At 30.0% G+C, this 20,180-nt stretch carries 13 protein-coding genes and 1 pseudogene; 9 read left to right on the top strand and 5 right to left on the bottom strand.

Going from position 1 to position 20,180, the window contains the following annotated elements; all coding sequences use genetic code 11:
• A partial coding sequence (locus ABH966_RS10950; RefSeq protein WP_370078270.1) for a transposase occupies positions 1-386 on the top strand: 386 nt, incomplete at its 5' end.
• A 1,005-nt stretch (positions 387-1,391) separates the two neighbouring features.
• On the opposite strand, the pseudogene ABH966_RS10945 reads toward ABH966_RS10950, so the two are convergent.
• A pseudogene (locus ABH966_RS10945) lies at positions 1,392-2,596 on the bottom strand (IS110 family RNA-guided transposase).
• A 251-nt stretch (positions 2,597-2,847) separates the two neighbouring features.
• Between ABH966_RS10945 and ABH966_RS10940 the strand changes: the two are divergent.
• Together ABH966_RS10940 and ABH966_RS10935 are read left to right on the top strand one after the other, a co-directional pair.
• On the top strand, positions 2,848-4,758 hold the full coding sequence (locus ABH966_RS10940) for a site-specific DNA-methyltransferase (RefSeq protein ID WP_370078268.1): 1,911 nt from the start codon (positions 2,848-2,850) through the stop codon (positions 4,756-4,758).
• 5 nt (positions 4,759-4,763) lie between these two features.
• The gene (locus ABH966_RS10935; RefSeq protein WP_370078266.1) at positions 4,764-7,418 is read left to right on the top strand and encodes a DEAD/DEAH box helicase; all 2,655 of its coding nucleotides are present in this window, start codon (positions 4,764-4,766) and stop codon (positions 7,416-7,418) included.
• Between the two features lie 399 nt (positions 7,419-7,817).
• On the opposite strand, the gene ABH966_RS10930 is transcribed toward ABH966_RS10935, so the two are convergent.
• Entirely contained in the window at positions 7,818-8,318 is a 501-nt protein-coding gene (locus ABH966_RS10930; protein WP_370078264.1) for a DUF5655 domain-containing protein, read from the bottom strand.
• A gap of 22 nt (positions 8,319-8,340) precedes the next feature.
• Between ABH966_RS10930 and ABH966_RS10925 the strand changes: the two genes are divergently transcribed.
• The 5 genes from ABH966_RS10925 to ABH966_RS10905 all read left to right on the top strand — a co-directional run bounded on the left by ABH966_RS10925 (position 8,341) and on the right by ABH966_RS10905 (position 16,595).
• Entirely contained in the window at positions 8,341-8,883 is a 543-nt protein-coding gene (locus ABH966_RS10925; protein WP_370078262.1) for a hypothetical protein, read from the top strand.
• 668 nt (positions 8,884-9,551) lie between these two features.
• Positions 9,552-10,658, top strand: a complete 1,107-nt coding sequence (locus ABH966_RS10920; RefSeq protein ID WP_370078260.1) for a hypothetical protein — start codon at positions 9,552-9,554, stop codon at positions 10,656-10,658.
• Between the two features lie 15 nt (positions 10,659-10,673).
• Complete coding sequence (locus tag ABH966_RS10915) at positions 10,674-12,713, top strand: McrB family protein (RefSeq protein ID WP_370078258.1); 2,040 nt, start codon at positions 10,674-10,676, stop codon at positions 12,711-12,713.
• A complete protein-coding gene (locus ABH966_RS10910) occupies positions 12,697-14,529 on the top strand; it encodes a nuclease domain-containing protein (RefSeq protein WP_370078256.1) in 1,833 nt (610 codons plus the stop codon). The genes ABH966_RS10915 and ABH966_RS10910 overlap by 17 nt, the downstream gene beginning before the upstream one ends.
• A 302-nt stretch (positions 14,530-14,831) precedes the next feature.
• Positions 14,832-16,595 (top strand): HNH endonuclease, encoded by a 1,764-nt coding sequence (locus tag ABH966_RS10905; protein ID WP_370078254.1) that lies wholly within the window; start codon positions 14,832-14,834, stop codon positions 16,593-16,595.
• Between the two features lie 325 nt (positions 16,596-16,920).
• Here ABH966_RS10905 and ABH966_RS10900 read toward each other — a convergent pair whose 3' ends face one another.
• Positions 16,921-18,006, bottom strand: coding sequence for a hypothetical protein (locus ABH966_RS10900; protein ID WP_370078252.1), 1,086 nt, complete (start codon positions 18,004-18,006; stop codon positions 16,921-16,923).
• Between ABH966_RS10900 and ABH966_RS10895 the strand changes: the two genes are divergently transcribed.
• Positions 17,973-18,689 carry a hypothetical protein gene (locus tag ABH966_RS10895; RefSeq protein ID WP_370078250.1) on the top strand — a complete coding sequence of 239 codons (717 nt, stop codon included), beginning with the start codon at positions 17,973-17,975 and terminating at the stop codon, positions 18,687-18,689. The genes ABH966_RS10900 and ABH966_RS10895 overlap by 34 nt on opposite strands.
• A 265-nt stretch (positions 18,690-18,954) precedes the next feature.
• Here the strand turns inward: ABH966_RS10895 and ABH966_RS10890 are convergent, their stop codons facing one another.
• Both ABH966_RS10890 and ABH966_RS10885 read right to left on the bottom strand, forming a co-directional pair.
• Positions 18,955-19,467, bottom strand: a complete 513-nt coding sequence (locus tag ABH966_RS10890; RefSeq protein ID WP_370078248.1) for an SMI1/KNR4 family protein — start codon at positions 19,465-19,467, stop codon at positions 18,955-18,957.
• A gap of 89 nt (positions 19,468-19,556) precedes the next feature.
• The gene (locus ABH966_RS10885) at positions 19,557-20,069 is read right to left on the bottom strand and encodes an SMI1/KNR4 family protein (protein WP_370078246.1); all 513 of its coding nucleotides are present in this window, start codon (positions 20,067-20,069) and stop codon (positions 19,557-19,559) included.
• Between the last annotated feature and the right edge of the window lie 111 nt (positions 20,070-20,180).

The following is a 20,180-nucleotide window of genomic DNA, read 5'->3' as shown; positions in this document are numbered from 1 at the left end:
TACGTGAACATAGCTACCGTTACGACAGCTTCGATGAAAAGTACCGCACACTAAAATTCACAAGACCAAAGGAATGTGCAACCTGTCCGTTACGTGATGATTCCCTCTGTCAGAAGGGTTTCAAAATCAAATGTGATACAGATTTACGGAAATTCACGTATCCAGCACGTGGCTCTGAACTTTGGAAACAACTTTATAAGGAACGTACCGCTGTAGAACGTGTGAATGCTTATTTAAAACAATATTTTCAATTAAACAACATCCGTCATAGAACAGGAAGAAAAGCCAAACTTCATTTCAACCTGGTGACGTTTATTTATAATGCCTGCAAGTTGGCAGTGGATCGTCTAAATGCTTTATTACAAGTACAAACTCAAGCAGCATAATTTTTAAAAACGTAAGTTTTCTTAATAGGAGCAGTCTAAGCTCTTGAAAAAAGTGATTTATGAAATTGATTCAACTAAAAAATCAATTTTTATTGAACATCCCTCAAAAATACCCTCATGCTTACTTCTGAGCTTTTTTCCATATACCGAATAATCTAATTAATATTGGAATTTTATTTCATCAATCATTGTAGTATAGTAACAATCTCATAAGTTCTATCAACTTATTTCACAGCTAATGCATCCTCGACCGCTTAAATCGCCCGACAGTAAAAAATGATTTAGCTACTTCTAGATAATTTCACGATTAATTCCCAATATTCGATATCATTTAAGTAGCAATCAAGTTACGTTTACGCCAATACACTCTAGAATGTAAAGCCTTCCATTTTTTCATCATCTGTTATTTCTATGTACTTCAACATCACATTTCTATAGAGATAAGAAAAGGGATATTGTCCAAGAGTTTAACTCCTGTTCAATATCCCTAATATTGGGAATAGTTGATATTGTGATTTTAAGTATATCTTCGCCAATTTCTTAACGATATATTTGCCAACACAGTAATACCAACCCTTTCAAGCTACTTGGTTTTAATACCAAATGTATTTAAAATTGTTATATTGTTTCAATTGAATTTACCTATAACTTTCGGCATTGTTTTTATTAATTTTTTCACTTTCGGCATATGTATGATTAACTAGTTACAATATGTAAAGTGATAATAAAGTTATTTAATTCTGATCTAAAAATATAAGAGCCTCGCTACAAATCATATTGTAGTAAGGCTCTTTAAAGTTGTTTAATTTCTAAGCATTTAAATGTGTTTGTAGATAAAAATCAATAATAAAGTTGTTTAATTCTTGTTCAACTAAGCCAGCTAATAGGATGTCAATATTTTTCTCTAAAATTCTAATTAACCTTATGTTATACTATTTTGAGCATGACAAATAGCCCTCCAAAAACCTTTTGGAAGGTTTTCTCTTTATTACTTATAACCGTTAATTACGCTATATCCAAGAAAGTTTCTTTTCTATTTAATAAAGCATAAATCCAATGAAGCAGTTTGTTAATACAGGCTACTATCGTTACTTTGGCAGGCTTTCCTTCTGATCTCTTCTTATCATAGAATTCTTTCAGCTTTTTGTTTCTTGAACTTCTGATACCGCATAATACGGCAAGATACAAAGCATGGCGTAATCTACTTGAGCCTCGTTTAGTAATACGATTGGTTGTGGCAGTGAACTTTCCTGATGAATGAACACTGGGATCTATTCCTGCAAAGGCAACCAGTTTTTTCGGATGACTAAACCGATCAATTTCACCAATCTCAGAGATTATCGTGGCAGCGATTTTTTCTCCGATTCCTGGAATCGATTGAACAATCTTGTAATCTTCCAATTCATTTGCCAAGGTCACTATACGAATTTCTAACTCTGAAAGGTGTCCTTGGTACTGAAAAAGCAGCTCAATATACATTTGAAGATTGATTAAGTGACTGTGATACACCACTTTTTGAAATGGATTTCGAGATGCAGAATTCATTAATTTTTTTGCCTTATCCAACGCCCATAGACTAGATCGTCTTGGACAAAACTCCATCACACACTCCGCTAGCTTACTTTCCCCAGCCGCTATTACATCTTCTGAAGTAGGAGATATTTCTTTAACATCAATAAAGAAACCTTCGAATAAAGATCACCAAAAACTTTGCGGTATTCTGGAAACACTTGATCTAAAATAGTGTGAAACTGTAGCTTAGCTTCTACATACATATTCGTCACAATCTCCTGTTGTCTTGAAAGGTTTCTAAGATTTAGCAATTGAATTCCTCTGTTTTTATGAGGTTCAAAATCTTCTTTGTAATAAAGTACACACAACTGATACGCATCAATTGCGTCTGTTTTTACCTTTCGTAAACTAGATCTCTTAGCCTGATAAGAAATAATAGGATTAAGCAAGATATATAAAACCTCGTGCTCCTCCAAGTATTGAATAACGGGGGTATGATAATGACCTGTAGATTCTAAAATGACCATAGGCATTTGCCCAGTCATCACTTCAATCTCATTTAAAAAGCCCATAAAACGATTTAATTCCTCTCTTGTATGCTTCATCGAAAAGCTCTTTCCAAACGGCTTCGATTTATCTAAAAACGCCTGAACTTGGCTCTCTCCTTTTGCCACATCCAGACCAACTACTGGATTCATTTACTCTGTATGGACCCTTAAGATAGACTTGATGGTCTTCTACTTCTAGTATAAATTTTATCCTCTTATGCAAGTTCATCATAGACTTCATCAATTTGCTCAAATGTGTACAAGCTATCCTATAATTGGGTGCTATTTTACTTATTCAGCATAATAATATTTTAATAGTTTTTAAAATTTCAGAGTATCTTTATAATTAATTATTAATGATATAATTAAGATAAGAAAATTTAAGCTAGGGGTGGTAATTAATGACTTCTAAATATGACCATTTAACTAAAGAACAATTGATAGGAATATTAAAAGCTCGAGATTCCAATAGGAAATTAGGTTTAGTTTGGGAAAGAAACGAAATTGAAGTTGATAATACGCTAAATGATGATTTTATTACGATGACTCATATACCAGAATTGTCTATAGGTGGGAGTCCTTACGATAATTTGTTGATAGAAGCTGATAATTTTGATGCCTTGAGATATTTGAATATTACACATAAAAGCAAAATAAAATGTATCTATATCGACCCGCCATATAATACTGGAAACAAAGACTTTATTTATAACGATAGCTTTGTTGACAAAGATGATGCGTGGAAACATTCAAAATGGCTAGAGTTTATGTATAAACGTTTAAATCTAGCAAAAGAATTACTGAAAAATGATGGGGTAATATTTGTATCTATTGGAGAAGAAGAATATGCTCATTTAACACTGTTAATGGATGAAATCTTTCCTAATATGAAAGTTGGGACTTTTGTATGGAGAAGAAGAAGTGGCTCTAATGATGAAAAAGAATGGTTTTTAAGTTCAGATCATGAATATGTCCTATGTTATGCAAATAAAGACTTTAGTTTTTCAGGAGTAGGGAAAGATTGGTCTAAAGCTCAAGATGATGGTGATGAGAGAGGAAAATGGGTGGATGGCCCTTTAAACCAAGGAAAGGACATTAAGCAACGTCCAGATGCGTATTATCCAATATACAATCCGGAATCATCCGTTTGGTATCCTTGTGATCCAGATAGTGTATGGAGGTTTGCTAGTCGAGAGCGATCGGAAGAAGGGCAGAAAATCCGAACAAAATTTATGGAGCAATTAGTAGAAGAAAAAAGGATATCGTGGCCGTCTAATGAAGAGATAGTATTTTTTGAAAATATGGGGCAATTAGATAAAGCTATGAATGAAGGTAATATACCACATAATTTAAGAATTTATGAGCGATTACAAGCGTATAAAGAAGACTATGAAAATGGACGTGTAAAAGAAAAAGTATTATTGAATATACCACCATTAGAGTTTTGGGTTGGAAAGAAGATTGGTTTAGGGAAGCCTAGAATTAAAAGATTTATTTCTGAAATAAAGAAAACTGAGAAACCTGTTTCTACTTGGATGATGCCATCATCTATCAAGAAAAAAGATTTAGAGTTGTTAGATTTAAACGAAGTAGAGGCTTTTAAGGTAGGAACTAATACAGAAGGAACTACTCTTTTATCAAGAATGATAGGGAATAAAGATTTTTCTTATCCTAAACCACTAAGTTTAGTTAAAACTTTAATACAACAAAGTACAGACCCAGAATCTGAGGATATTATTTTAGATTTCTTTGCTGGTAGTGGGACAATGGGGCAGGCTGTATTAGAGCTTAATAATGAAGATGGTGGAGATAGAAAATTTATTTTAGTTTCAAGTACAGAAGCGACTAAAAAGCATCCTACAAAAAACGTATGCAAAGAAATCACTTATAAAAGGCTAGATGCAACTATCAATGGATTCAGCTGGAAAGATGCTAAAGGTAATCATGAGGTTAAAGGAACAGAAGGAAACTTCGCTTATATGAAGTGTGAGAGAATTTCTTATGCAAATCTTCACTTAGATATAACACATGAGCAAATTTGGTATTGTTTGCAGCAACTACATTTTAACTTCATAGATTCTTACCAAACGTTGGATAAATATCAAGTCTCCAAAGGTGAAAGTTTAAATATCTACTATATATCAGAAGTATCTAAAGAAATCATCAATAGTGTAGAAACAGATATTCTAAATGATAAAAAACAAGCTGTTATTTATTGCTGGCAGCCTGGTATTCTAAAACAAAAATTCAAAAATGAAAATGTTTTAATCGATGGCATTCCAGAAAAATTAGTGGAGCTATTTAGGAGGTAATATTTTTGAAAGATATACCTAAAATATTTCAAACAGAAGTTATTGACAATGCAACTACTATTTTAAGTAGTTGCATTGAAATGTTATCAAAAATAAAAAAAGATGAATTATATGAACAGAACAGAAACTTAGTTATTTCTAAAAAGGGACATATATTATTTGAAGCTCCAACTGGTACAGGGAAAACCTTAATGGCTAGTGAAGTTATGAATAATTTAAGTAGAGGTTTCAATATAATTTGGTTTTGGTTTGCGCCTTTCTCAGGTTTAGTAAATCAAAGTATAGAGAATTTATACAATGGATTTAATTTCTTAAAAGTTAAGTCTTTAAATGATGATCGTACTGCAAATAACATTAAAAGTGGTGATGTGTATATTACTACCTGGGCTAATGTTGCAGTAAATAATAAAGATACGAGGAAAGTTCGGAAAAATTCAGAAACTATGTTATCCTTTGATGATTTAGTAAGCTACGCACGATCTAAAGGATATTGTATAGGAACTGTAATAGATGAAGCACATCACAGTTTTTCAAAAGATTCCCAAGCCCAAAGTTTTTATAGAGAAGTTCTTAATCCGGATGTAACCATATTAGCAACTGCTACGCCTAAAGACAAAGAGATACAAAACTTTATTGAATGTAACAATATCGAAAAAGTGCATAAGATCTCAGTTTCAAGAAAACAAGGTGTTGATGCAAGGTTAATAAAAAAAGGTGTTAAAGTAGCTGTTTTTAAGGCTAATGAAAATGTAACAAAATTAATAAACTTTGAAAAAACTGCATTGAAATGTGGTGTAGAAGCCCACTCTGAAATTAAAGGAAAGTTAAAGGAAGCTAATATAGACATAACTCCATTATTGCTTGTTCAGGTTGATTCTAAAGATCAAAGCATTGAACAAGCTAAAGATTGGCTTATTGAACTTGGTATAGCTAAAGAAAAAGTTAGGGTTCATACTTCTGATGAGCCCGATCCAGATCTAATGTCTATTGCTCATAATGAAGAAGTAGAAGCACTAATTTTTAAAATGTCTGTTGCTACAGGATTTGACGTGCCAAGGGCATTCACTTTGGTGTCTATGCGTTCTGCACGAGATGTTAATTTTGGCACACAAATTGTCGGAAGAATTATGCGTGTGGATAAAAGGCTACAAAATTTAGAACATTACCCTGATGTATTAGATTATGGGTATGTATTTTTAGCTAATAAAGCTTACCAAGGAGGCTTAATAGAAGCTGCACAAAATATAAATTCGATAAGAGATGAACTGGCAGATATAACAGAGTCTGTTGATTTAATAGTAGTGGAGGACGAATTATTCGAAGTACATGACGGTCAAATTAATTTTTTTCCTATAGAGCATTCGAATAAAGAGGGTAATTCTAATATAGAGGATACAGAAATAATTAAAGAAGCGGGAGAGACATATCAACTTGTATTATTTCCTTTTCAATCATCTGATGTTGATCAATCTGAGGTATCAGAAAATATACTAGACTCTGATAGAAGCCAAAATGATTCTAATGTTGGAAAAAAAGTTTCATCAGCAACTAATAAAGAAAATGTTGATGAGATAATAGAGGAAAGTAAGCTAAATGCTCAAAAGAATGTACCTGCTCTTGATAACAATGGTACAACTTTAAGTCCACATTCTAATCCAGTATTAAATAGTCTTGGTTTAGGTAGCAATTTCCCGAAAAAATCTAATTCTTTAGATGGGTACACATATCATTTAAGAGAAGACATAGATTTCCCGAAAAATTTTAAGACTGCTACAGTGACATTAGATACCAATAAAATTTTAAATGATGTTATAAAACGTTTTAATTTTGATGAAAAAGTTTTAGCTGTTACACAACAAAGTGCAACTAAAATTTTAATGGAACAGATTGAAGTTTTTGAAAATATTCATGCATCTTTAAAAGAAATAAATGCAGATTTGGCACAAGTTGAGATAGATAATTTAGCTCAGAAATCACTTTTTGATTCAAATAAAGATGGTATGCTTGATGTAAGATCACTCCATGACGAATTGGCTAAAAGATTAAAAAAAGCTTTCGAGAATTATGGTTGGCAACATATGACTAGTGATGAAAAAGTAAGAGAAGGTTTACATAAAATCTTAGCCCTTAAACCCGATGCTTTAAAAAAGGCTGTAAGTGAGGCTCTAGCTAATAATATTGAATCAGAATTAGCTGATACGTTGCCTAAAATGGTAGGTAGTTTAAAAACGTTAGCTCCATCTAGATATAATATTTATGGGATATATCCTGATGATCTAAATAATTGGGAATTAAGTTTTGCAAGGTATTTAGATGAGGATTTGGAAAATATAGTGAAATGGTGGCATAGAAATCCACCTAGAAAACCTTATTCTGTACGTGTACCGATTCCTGGACAGCCTAACTATCATCCTGACTTCATTGTAGGAATAAATGATAGGAATAAATGTGAAGGAATTTTATTAATTGAGATAAAAAGAGTTATAAATGATCAAAAAGAGAATGCACAAATTAAAGCGCAAGCTGTACATCCCGATTATAGAGATATTATGATGTTATATTTAGATGGCGATCGATGGATGACTGTAGAGTATAACTCGAAAATTAATAAGAATGAATTAGACAGGGTGTTTAAACTAGAATATATGCAAGTTTATTAATCTTAAAATTGATGAGTTGAATTATGAAATTTAGACATTAATGTTGTCCCTGCAAAATGTATTTTTCATTAAACATAACCGAAAACGTACTCAAAAATTTACATTGCTTATAAGAGTTAGGGTATCTAGATGAAGGTAGAAAATCACCCTAATTTTTTGAATTGCATACTTTTGAATTACCTATTTGATTTCTGAATTGACACCAGGTCTCATCAAAAATTTTTTTGGTGCTATTTATATAATTGTCCATCTCGAACGGCTTTGTAGTTTCATTGGATAGAAGAAAGCTATGAATTAGTTGTGGATAAACGTGGGATTAAAATCAAGGGTAGAAAAATAATTAGATTTTTTAAATTATAAAACTTCTTATTGAATATCAACTCAATAAGAAGTTTTATTTTAGCTTATATCATATGATTTTTCGATAAAATGTTTAGCTTTCTCAAGATCTTCATCATTATTGATTCTTATTTCTAAATCACCAGTCCCATAATGTCCGATATTAGTTACATTGCGAGTAAACCCTTGTTCTAAAGTCACTGTTGTAGGGTCCACTTTGAAATATACTAATATTGAATTTGACTGTGGATGGACTTCAACACAGGCAAAGTTTTTAATACGTTTGAAAGCGATGTTATATTTTAATGTTTTCATTTGTACATCGTCACCTAAAGCAATCATAAAGGCCTTTAAATTTTCGAAACGGTCCGTTAACTGTTCATTTGCTTGATCTAAATAATCTGACACAGTTTTAAATGTTTTGATATTTGATTTTTGCGTTCTATCTAAAGAGCTATCTGAGAATATAAACAGAAAAAAATAAAACAAATCATAATACTTTAATGAAAAAGGTTGAATTCGAATTACAATTAATATTTGGAACGGCTTATCAGAAAACAAAAAATAGTGTATCGTACAGTTTATGGCATTAATTATTTCAAGCTTACTTTTATTCATTTTTATTAGTATGATAAATGACCTTAAAAATGAACAGCCCATGTTATATGAAGGAAAAAATCAATCTATATTTGATAAAATAAGCCATGCTACAGAAAAGAAAGTCGAAAAAGATAATACTAAAGTGCAAAGTGATCAAAAGAAGATAACTACTTTATATAATAATGATGAACCAGAGCTATCCGGATTAAATAGTGATTATTTCATTCCAAATGATATGGGAGATTTTATGTTAGTTGAATATCCTAATACTTCTGTTTATGCTATTTTTAATGACAATTCTTTTACTGATTTAAACATTGAGGTTAGAGCTAGATCAATTTTCATTTCAGGATACTACAATGGGGAGATTATGCCTGGACGTGGCTCTTATCTTGAATTTATATTAATTCCGGAATTTGATAATTATTTTTCAGTAAGCCAAATTCTTTATGACGGAGAGATACTTGATAATCAAAAAGATATTTACTCTATTATTGATTGTATTACGACGCCTTTAAGCTATTAAAAAGAACCCTAAGATTGAGAGAATCACCTTCTCATTCGTAGGGTTTTGAATTTTAAGAGGCAAAGATTTATTCATTATTATCGGCTTCATAAACGTGATTGAGCCGAAGGTTTATTTTATTACACTTTACGACACTTAGAGCATAAAAAATAAGTTCTTTATATTTAAGAAATACTTTTTTGATTTGAAATAGAAATTATAGAGTTTAAAGAGGTCAAAAACCCTTTGCTATTTTTTCTACTTATTATTTTTCTTTAGTGAGAAGCTACGGGTTAAAGATTTTTGATAACAGCTAATGATACAAACTAAAATGTTTTTTTATATTTGAGTTAATTTCATAATTCTAATCCATTGTATCGAGGGTAAAAAAACGGGCACCTCCCGAAATTCGGTATAATGGTAGCGGCATACTCGTAGAATTATTTTTTTCAATTAATATCAATTGGTGTCCTTTTGTCTATTCTAAATTTATTGTATATGGAAATAGGCTCCAAAAACGTTGTTTGAATACGGTCATAGAACCAATCGGGATAGAAACAGGTTTATACTTCAAAACTTTTTTATTCTCTATATTTTAAAAAAAAGAAGTAGTATTATTATAATATTGGAATTTTTGGCTTGTTCTTGGAATGAAAAGAATAATTCCGTAATTTATTAGGGGGGAAATTATGAATAAAAGTATTGATATAGATGTATGGAAATTTTTGTTTAACAGACTTGATGACGATCAAAAGAAAGTACTTTTGCAAAAGGAAAATATAAGAATAGGCAATATGCAGAGTCATTTAGTATCTAAACCTAGTCAATGGAATGTATTACTGAAAATATCAAGTACTAATTTGGCTAATAAAAACATTCAGAAAGCAATAGTTCAATATTATTTAGAAGACATCCCTAACTTAAAAAGTGATATAGAAAATCAGGAAGACCACTTGAAAAATTTTGATATTTTAGAGCATAAAGATTTAAGTTCAAGTATTGAAGAATATGGTTTTTTTTATGTTCTAATATATTTAATATCTAAAGGTTATTCCGAAAAAGTTAATATGTTAATTGAATTTAAGCCGAAAGAAACTGTTACCATTATTGAATCAGAATCAGAATCAGAATCAGAATCAGAATCAAATTCAGTTGATCTTCAAAATGCTTTACAGGAAATAATAAATCTAAAGAATGAATTAAGTAGTATGAATAAAACAAATAAATCATTAAAGAAAAAATTTGATCTTTTAGAAGCAAAATTCAATGAAAATAAGAATCAAAAAAGCAAAGAACTAACTATCTTAGAGGTAAAATTCAATAATTATAAGAATCAAAAGAATAAAGAATTAACTATTTTAGAAGAAAAGCAAAACAGAGATATAGAAGAGATATTTAATAATTGGGATAACGACAAGCAAAAATATGAATCGGAATTAAAAGTATTAGAAGATGAAAATCAAATATTAAAAAAACAATTGAATGAATTATATAATAGCCAACGAAATCAGGAGCAAGAATTTAAGAACGAAATAGTTGAAAAATCTACATTTAAAATAAGACAAAGAAAAGTTTTAGTATTTGGGAAACTACCATTAAATATTCAAAAAGATGAAAATTATACTTTTGTACTTTTTAATCATGACATCTCTAATTATTTATTCAATGAAAAATATGATGAGTACTGGCTCATAGAAGATAAATTATCAGCAAAGGAAAAAAAACAATTGAAAAACAATATTAATAGTTCAAAAATTAATTTATTCAAAAAAAATTACAATGATTTAATTCGTTAGAAGGAGAAGTGTTATATGTTGAATCAAATCGAAAATAAGATGTTAGGTAATTTTTATCTAGGAAGACTAGCTACTTCTGGAGAAATGAAAAGTGGCCAGGATCCTATTTACGAGGGAGCTGGTAATAATAGATTTAAAGTTAGTATCAAAATCTTATCAAGTATCCCTGAAAGATTAGAAGTGGAACTAAATAGACTTGGTAATGTGGTAAAGGCACTAGATACTAGGCTTCGTCCAGGCTATGTCCCAGACTCTAGCTTTGCATATGGTAGCGCTTCAAAAATTGAAAAAAGAAAACAGTTACAAAACGATTTTGAAGATTCACTGGTAGTTTTTAAAATTGAATACAATGATGGATATTATAATGTATATAATCCCATCTTTTTGGCTAAGGATAATGAATTTTCAAATACACAATTATTTGAAACAATACCTTATTTTAAAGTTTCAGATGTAAATGAATTTACAGCGTTATTAAAAAATAATTTGAAAATTAATGAGCTAAGAAATCATATTCACAATACGAGATTCAATGCTTTAATGTTCGAGGATGTTTATGTACCTCCATACGTAATATTGGAAGATGATGATGAAAAAGTATATGCTTTTGGTCCAATAAATGGCATTGAAACTACAGATAATCCAACAGTATTTTCTTTTTCTTTTTCTTCCGAAGCTAATAAAATTATAATAGAAGATAATGATTTTTTATACATTAACTACGGGAACGTCGAATATAACGAAGAAAACTTTGAAAATTTGACTTGTTTTTTCATTGAAAAACATTCATCCAATGCTATTACTGAGACTTTAAAGAAAAATGAGAAGAAAATAGCTGATGAAAGAAGAAAAGAGAATATTACATTAAACGATAAAATACAAGAGAAAAGTACTAATCCAGTAGAAAAAGTCCAAGTCGGGGCTGAACAAATAGAAAATAAAATATTAGATAGGTTTAAAATGATTGCAGAGAGTCAAGGACTATTTTATACCGATGAAGATTTGTATAATTTTCATACATCTATGAAAACAGGGAATTTGGTAATTTTAGCAGGGATGAGTGGTACTGGGAAATCTAAAATAGTAAATTGTTATGCCGAAGCACTTGGATTACAAGATAAGGGTAATTACAAAAAAATCCCAGTAAGACCTTTTTGGCAAGATGATAGTGATCTATTGGGTTATTTAGATGTTCTAAATAATATATATAGGCCTGGTGATTCAGGTTTAATTGATTTTTTAATCAAAGCTAATAAGGAAGAAAATAAAGATCAACTTCATATTGTATGTTTTGATGAGATGAACTTAGCTAGAGTTGAGCATTATTTTTCTCAGTTCCTATCGGTTTTAGAAGAAACAACCGAAGATCAAAGAAAAATCACTTTATATAATAAAGAATACCAACAACGACTTTATAATAATAGAGATTTTACTGATACAGTTATAATAGGAGATAATGTATTGTTTGTTGGAACAGTTAATCTAGATGAATCAACATATCATTTTTCCGATAAGGTTTTAGATAGGGCAAATGTAATTCATCTTAAACTACGTCCATTCGTTGAAGTAGCTCAATCTGCTAAGAAATCTGACGTAGCTGATAGCATAGGTTCAGCAGCCTTTACAAAAACACAATTTTTCGGTACAAGACCATCAACAATAGATGAAAATAAATTTCTTTTACATGATAAAGAATTAGAATTCCTTTGGGAAATTCATAAATGTCTCCAAGATGCTAATGGTCAGTTGGGGGTTGGATTTAGAATTGTTCGCCAAATTGATTGTTATTTACAGTGTTTACCAAGTAATAATGTTCTTACGCGGGAAAATGCATTTGACCTTCAAGTTCTTCAGCGTATATTAACTAAAGTCCGTGGCGGAGAAGATCAATTATCGTCTATGGTAGGAAAGTATGATGCAAGCTCAGAGACTGTAAAAAATAGTTTACTTATTAAGTTATTTGATGATTACAAAGATATATCAAAATTCGTGGATTCAAGAATAAAAGTAACTAATTTAGCCAAGGAGTTACATGTATATGGACATACCGTTTAAATTTAGAATTCTTGAAAGTAATAATCCTTTTTCAAATTCGAATAGTTTAGATGACTACTCAGAGTATAATAATTATTTTTTTACAGAAGAAAAGATAGATTCGATTAAAGATGAGCAAATGATATCAATTACAGAAAACATAGATATTACTATAGAATTTAACTCTGTAAAAGGAAATGCTCGAATTTATATGGATACTCTTGATTATTACCAAAGTTCAATATGCAAGGAAGATGAAAATGGTAACATTTATATTGACGAGTCACCTGAACCTATAGTGTTATTTAAAAATGCAAAATCAGATATAGATTACTATCCTTTTATTCCTGGAACCTATCAAATTTATGTTACTTTGGGAAATGAGAAGTACTATGCTTTAATAAAAGTACAACCTAAGCAACTTACGCCTCCTGAATTGGATTTAATGAGGGAAGAATTAGAAGGAACAATAGAAAACTTAGCTCACATGCTTGTAACTAATAAAAATCTCTCCAGGATGATAGATTCTTCTTCCAACGAAGAATCTATCTCAAATAAGTTATTAATATTAATGAACTATTTTAATAAAATTATTCCTACACTTAAGGAGATACAACAGTCACCACGATATAAAATTATTAACCACTATCATCTAGAAGGTATTGATAAAGTAAAAATTATAGATCAAGAAACGATTAAACATAGACTAAAAAAGTGTGATAATCAAAATAGATTATTAGTTCCAAAAAGAGAAATAACCAGGAATTTACCCGAAAATGCTATTATTATTAAAATTATCAAATACATTCAAAATGTGGCTAGAAATATCAATCAATATATTGAGAATTTACTACCGCATATTGAATATGATGCAAATTTACTTGTTGGAGGGAAATTTCCTAGACCAGAGAGTGAATACTCCAAATATATTCATCAAATTGAGTCACTTCAGAATAGTAAGCAGAAAATAAAAAAAATGTTAGCAGCTTGTAATATTTTTTTACAGACAGAATGGGTGAATGAAGTTGTAGAAAAAGCAACTAATAATAATTCAACAGGATTATATTTAGATAACCGTTATCGACTTATGTATAAAGTTTATCGAGAGTTACAACATAATAAAAAAATAATCCAATTAGACTCAGCTTTTTCGTATAGGTGGAAAAGAACAGATAAGTTATACGAAATGTGGGGGTTCATAAAATTTCTTAAAGCCCTTCAATCACCAACTTTGGGGTTCAAACCTGTAAAAGGATGGATTTATGACGATGATGAAATATTAAGTAGTTGGAAAGTACCCTTGCTTAAAGAAGGAGAAACAATTACTTTAATTGGTTCAGATAATAAAGTTATTAAACTAGTTTATGATAAGCCAATCGTTTACGATAAGAAACAAACTAGTTTTGAAGATCCTTTGTACACACAATTTCCAAATAATAGACCTGATACACGCATTGATTTTTATGATAATGATAGGTACGAAGCAAGTTTCATTATAGATTTTAAGTACAGACCTGCGCGTTCAATAGGTAATTTAAAAGTTGATGAGTATACAAAGGATTCTACAATCTATAAACAAATTCTCCACTATTCGAAATTTGATAGTGAATTTGTAAGAAAAACTAAAGATTATGTAGTAACCGAAAAAACTTCTAGAACAACACCGCCTGTAGCTGGGGTATGGGTAGTATTCCCAAACCATAATTCTAATAGTGAAGCCAATAAGCAAGTTAGCAAGAAAGATTGGTTAACAAAAATACCTTTCAGTCCTGGTGAAAGTATAGAGAAACTTGAAAGTATTATTCTTGAAGCCCTTAAGCAAGAATCATTAATTTGATTAATTAGCAATTATGGGATTTTCTATAAAATTTGCCATAATTGCTATATTATTCTAAGGTTGAAAGTAAAATAAGTGCTCCGCCGTTTGATGTGGCTAAAAAAGTCAATTTTTTAAATTAGTCAGTTGAATGTCCTAAAAGTCAAATCTGCTTTGAACTTTCTTCACACTGATTATTTCTAAATCAAAGCAACTATACAATCTATATAGAATGGTATAATTTACTTTTTTTGAAAAGATTTCTCCGAAATTATATAATGGAAACAAATGTTCGTCCGTGACTTAGGAAAGGAGGAATAGTTTTGAATTATAAATATAATAAAAATAATGATATTGTAAGGGCTGCTTTATTTCATGAATATGAAGGGAAGTGTTTTTATAGTAATGAACAACTAAGATATAAAGAAATGCATATAGACCACATTATTCCTCAGGATATATCTAAAGAAAAATTCGGAAAAATTGTTTCCATCTTAGGACTTCCAGAGGATTTTAACATCAATAGTTTATATAACCTTGTACCATGTAATCCCAATGTGAATCAAGTGAAGAATAAAGATCTTTATCCGGAGGCTTTTTTAGGACATTGTATTTATGATAAATCATCAAAAAAAGTTGATAAAGTGAAATATAGAATTGAGCAATTAAAAAAAGATAAAAATATTGATAAAGCTATAGCTAGGTTAGTTGCCATTGCAGAGGGTTCTATTACTAAGGAAGAATTAGAGAGAATCTATGATTCAATTTCCAATGAAAAACCTTATGAAGAGAACAGAAATATTTTTAAATATAGCGATAGCTATTCATATAGTAAAAGTTTATCTAATGTTAAATTAACAGCAAATTTACCTTTATACCCAAGTATTCAAGGGAGTTGTTTAATAACATTTAATACTCTTAGATTAAGAGACTGTATGATTACCTTAAATCATGAGCAAATTCTAAACAAATTATTTGAGGGTGCTAAAACAGATTTAGAGAGCGGATTAAGAAGATTTATACTTCCAAATATTTTTAATGATTCACAGGAATACTATGTTGATTTGGCTAATGTAAGAATCCCACTCGAAAGGGATGAGGTGATACAACTTATAAATATAATTGATGATTTTTACGAAATTTATATAGAAGCTATAAAGGATATATACGAAATATTTAATTGGTCCAATTTCCGAAAAATCAATAGATTAAAAAATAATTTGGTGCTATGTAAAATATCCAAAAAACTTTGGTTTGAAATTAGTGAATTTTGTAGAAGGTTTGATTATCAAAATGGAAGTGCTGAGTGGAATATTTTTGATGTAACAGGATCAATAATAAAAGTTCTGGATAAAGAAACACAAGATTTTAAAGCTTTTATTTTTCCGATGATAGAAGAATCTAGTTATCAGATTTATCAAGCGGAAGAGGTTTCTATTGTTTGGACAGATGAATATTTTTGGGATAAAAAAATTCACTATTTTAAAGAAAGTGAATATTGGAGCCCAATCATGGCATATAAATGGCTAGTTGAAGACCTTATACCTAAGGTTATTTATGAAATTGAAATTAAAGGAACGAAGAAATTATTTACTTCTACCAAAAGCTTTGAAAGATTTAAAACAGAATTTGTTCTCAGCAATTATGTAAGTTTAATACCAAATAACGAAATTGAAATGGATTTATTAACTATATTAGAAAAGCTACAGACTTTCTTTATGGGGCTCCCATCAATGGTAGTACAAACAGAAGATTTAAAAACCTTTTATAAAATTTTTAAAAAAATCATTTCTTATTCTGATATGGAGAGCTCAGAAATAAATTATGTAAAATCTAAATTACAGTTAGAATTAGAAGAAGAAAATAAAGAAAATTTATTAAGGGCAATATCCATTTTGGTAGATAAAGTTGATGATGAAATTATATCAGTTTCACTTTACAAAGTTGACTTAATTTTTAGATGTATGGTAGTAACTATTAGAGAGTGTAAAAATTTTTTAGTTGAAAAAGATATTGAATCTATAAAGGATAGTTTAAATAAATACTATAATTTAATGATAAGAGAGGAAATTAGAACCAATTTATGAGCTTTACAAGGAATCTTGATGAAAAAAATAAATTATATAAAGAAGATGGTTGAAAGTAGGGATTTATTAGAAAAAGGATTCAGTCGTGAACTATTTGAGAAGTTCTTGTGCATTTTAATAAGCTTTATGAAACACAAAGAGGCAGGAACATAAGTATATTTTTAAAATAAAACATAATTAAAAAATTTCACATCAAAAAAGCGAAAGAAATCAGTTCAAAATTGATTTCCCACGCTTTTAAGATTTTGACTAGTTATGTCCAGCCTCTTTTTTACGTATTGCATGACAACCTCCCCCAAGGACAACCTATTCTGTTAAGTCCCTATTAAGGCATGGATACGACCATTGCTTTATCTAAAACACTTGGATTAAACTTAACTAAATTTAGAGAACTAAACAATCCTAGATAAAGTTCAAAAATTGTTGATGCCGCACAACTATCTTCTGGATTTATTTTATCTATTTCGTAATAATACCAATCTAACCGTTGAAAGCTTTCCTGTTTTTCGGTATTAACAAGATAATCTATAGCAGCTCTTAAGCTGTTTTTGTTTATTCCCAATCTGTCATATCCCATAGTAACCCATGAACTCTTGGTTTTTAATTCAATAGAAAAATATACAGATAGAATTTTAGCTATATCTTCCGTAATAATCTTATTATCTACTAGATTAGCCAAACTATAATCTATCGCCATATCTACAGTATTATAAAGTGTTATTCTTAATCTCTTTTTTTCATAATAATCATTTGAAAGTGCATACTGTAGCCAACCATATCTACCTGATTGATCTGGATAAGCCCTTAAAATCTTTGCATTCAATCTATTCTCACAATCAATTTGACTAACCATCGCACATCCAAACTTAGACACATCTGTAAACGAATTTATGATTTGACCTTGCGCTTTTAGCAATGCGCTAGCTGTCATCTGTAAAACAGCAGAAAAATAAAAATCTTCTGTTTTCTTTGTAATTATGACTTTGCCTTTTAATGAGTTATCTTTTGAGTAGTCTTGTGGAAGTGCATTGAAAGCATACTTATCTACAATTTTACTAACAACTCCATTGTTATGTAAACCACACGTTTGTAAAATTTCCTTGATCTCATTATATGTATTATTTTCGCTGTTGGAGCAGTAGCTCTCAAGACATTGTAAATAATGCGTCACATCTGTATCAGCAATTAATGAAGTATTAAAGCCAGATAAACTTTCAAAAGGCAAATCAAAAGAATGTCTTAGTGCAATTAATATAGGTGTACTTTTTAAACAACTTTCAAAATCCTCTTTAATTTCACGTTGGTAAATATCCGTAAGCTTACTACCATCATTTATGAATATTATTCCATCAATACAAATCAAGATGCCTTGATCTAGTGTCTTGTCATGAATTTTCTTATTTAAACCCATATACGCAATTTGCAGTATGTAAAGGGAATCAATATTTATTAAATAAACGTTGTGTAGCTTTATTAGAAACGTTGAAGATAAACGGAGAAAATGCAGTTGTAGATTATCATCGGGGATGGAAGCATTATGCGGAAAGTAAGAAAAATACAGTGAAGCAAATTGCTCTTGATTCTAGTGTTGAAGGTGATGACTGGAGTATTCATTTATGGCTTTATGCTGGAGATACAATGCATTCTGCTAAGAATACATATTCAAACTTAGATATTGAAAAGGTAAAGAATTTATTTAATACAGGATTTAAACTTTCAAGTAATTTTCATGTATCTTATCGCTCGAGTAACTTGTTGTGGTTTGATGGAAAATTAACTTTTGAAGAGTATATTCAATATTGGAAAAAGCATGTGCTAACGTTACGTCAGTCAAAAAGAGAAGAGTTTATAGATTTATTCCAATCATTCGAAAACAGTGGCATGATTTTACCTGAAGATCAACATCGAATACAAGAAAAGATTTTATGTAAGAATTATGACCGTTTAAATGTTTGTCCAGGTTTCGTAATGAAATATACGTGGACACGTGAAGAAGCTAGTAAACTAGATCAACGAAATCAGTTTCTTGAGGATTTAAAAGAGAAAATTAAAATCGCCTTTGAAGCAATTGGTGATGAGATTGAACTTTCATAGTAAAATAAGCTGGTGTTAAATAGAGTGTAAAAAAACGTCAAAACCATTATAAACTTAAGGTTTGACGTTTTTTAAATTTTCCTATAATTGTCTTCAAAATCAAATCCGAAGTTTAAGTAGTTTTAACTTCGTGATGCTCAGCGTTAGCCTAACATCAATGGTACACCATATTTCATTCTAAAATTATTCAATATAAATCTCTTCCTATACCAATAAAGATGCAAAGAAACAAGTTATGCTAAAGTACATAACGTAATTTAGTGATCTACCACAACCAAAACTCAGATCCTTGACTAACAATTAGTCTATCTAACCAAGTTGCAAAGTTCATGTTTAATTTTATTGCATATTCAACAGGTTCTCCGCCTTGATAACGAATCAAATAATTTTGCTGTCCTTTCTCTACTTGAGAGGAGTCAATAATAATATAGTCTCCATTATCTACAGAAATGGGATACCAATTTTTTGGGAAGTGGTCAAGGTACTCAAGATATTCTTTATGAACTTCTTCAACACTAAGTAGTTCAAATCCTCCGCCATATTCAACATCTGAAAAGAGTAATGCTCCATTATGTTTAAGCAGAAATTCTTTATAGTCATTTGGAAGACGCAATCCTGTTTTTTCAACAAATCGATCTACATCTTTGATTGAGGCCGGATTATTAAACTCAAATTTTACATTGTATAGATAACCTTTCTCTCTTTGAATTACTAATATATTTTCAGAATCCAAGCGACTTTTTAAAGCATCTATTGATTTAGTAATAATCTGGTCCAATATACTCCTCCTCAGCTAGAGTTATCATAGAATAGCTATTGAGTTTTTTGTGTTCAGAGAATTTCAGTTAATACAATAAGTTAATCTAATCACCATAACCAATATCTAGCTCCTTGTGCGACAATAAATCGATCCAGCCATGTTTCAAAATTCATTGATAATCTTTGAATAGCACCTACTTGAACATATATTAGATAGTCGTCTTCACAATTAGCAACTTTTTCTGAATCAATGAACAAATAGTCACCATATCCTTTATAATATCCAATCATATACCAGTTTTTATTATAAGCACTTTTATAATTTAAATTTTTATCATATTCATTTAAATAATTTAGTATCTCTTTTATATTGAATAGTTCAAAGTAATCCATGCCATCTGAAAATAATTTTCCGCCATTACATAATTTTAAAAATGCACAAAAGTCTTTCGGCAAAATATGATTTGTTTTTAAAGAAAATTCTTTTAGTTCTTGGTCACTAACTGGTTTGTTCCAATCAAATGTAACATTTAAGGTCTCACCATTTTTTCTTTGAATAGTTATAGTCTTCTCTTTTTTTAATCGTTTGTTTAATGATGTTAAAATTAATTCAATAGACATATTGAATCACCTTATTTCAAATAGTTTCATCAAGGAGATACAATGCTTCTGTTGAATAAGTAAGGCAATTAATATAATTTTGTTTTTTAATGCTCTTCTCCTACAGATCAT

It is taken from the genome of Lysinibacillus sp. RC46, from assembly GCF_041262385.1.
In the GTDB taxonomy this organism is placed as follows: Bacteria; Bacillota; Bacilli; order Bacillales_A; family Planococcaceae; genus Lysinibacillus.
This window is presented reverse-complemented; position numbering and strand designations above follow the sequence as displayed.

Excerpts from the sequence above, each read along its gene's own strand:
- ABH966_RS10940 (WP_370078268.1), top strand. The coding sequence starts at position 2,848 with ATGACTTCTAAATATGACCATTTAACTAAAGAACAATTGATAGGAATA.
- ABH966_RS10925 (WP_370078262.1), top strand. The coding sequence starts at position 8,341 with ATGGCATTAATTATTTCAAGCTTACTTTTATTCATTTTTATTAGTATG.
- ABH966_RS10920 (WP_370078260.1), top strand. The coding sequence starts at position 9,552 with ATGAATAAAAGTATTGATATAGATGTATGGAAATTTTTGTTTAACAGA.
- ABH966_RS10915 (WP_370078258.1), top strand. The coding sequence starts at position 10,674 with ATGTTGAATCAAATCGAAAATAAGATGTTAGGTAATTTTTATCTAGGA.
- ABH966_RS10910 (WP_370078256.1), top strand. The coding sequence starts at position 12,697 with ATGGACATACCGTTTAAATTTAGAATTCTTGAAAGTAATAATCCTTTT.
- ABH966_RS10900 (WP_370078252.1), bottom strand. The coding sequence starts at position 18,006 with ATGGGTTTAAATAAGAAAATTCATGACAAGACACTAGATCAAGGCATC.
- ABH966_RS10885 (WP_370078246.1), bottom strand. The coding sequence starts at position 20,069 with ATGTCTATTGAATTAATTTTAACATCATTAAACAAACGATTAAAAAAA.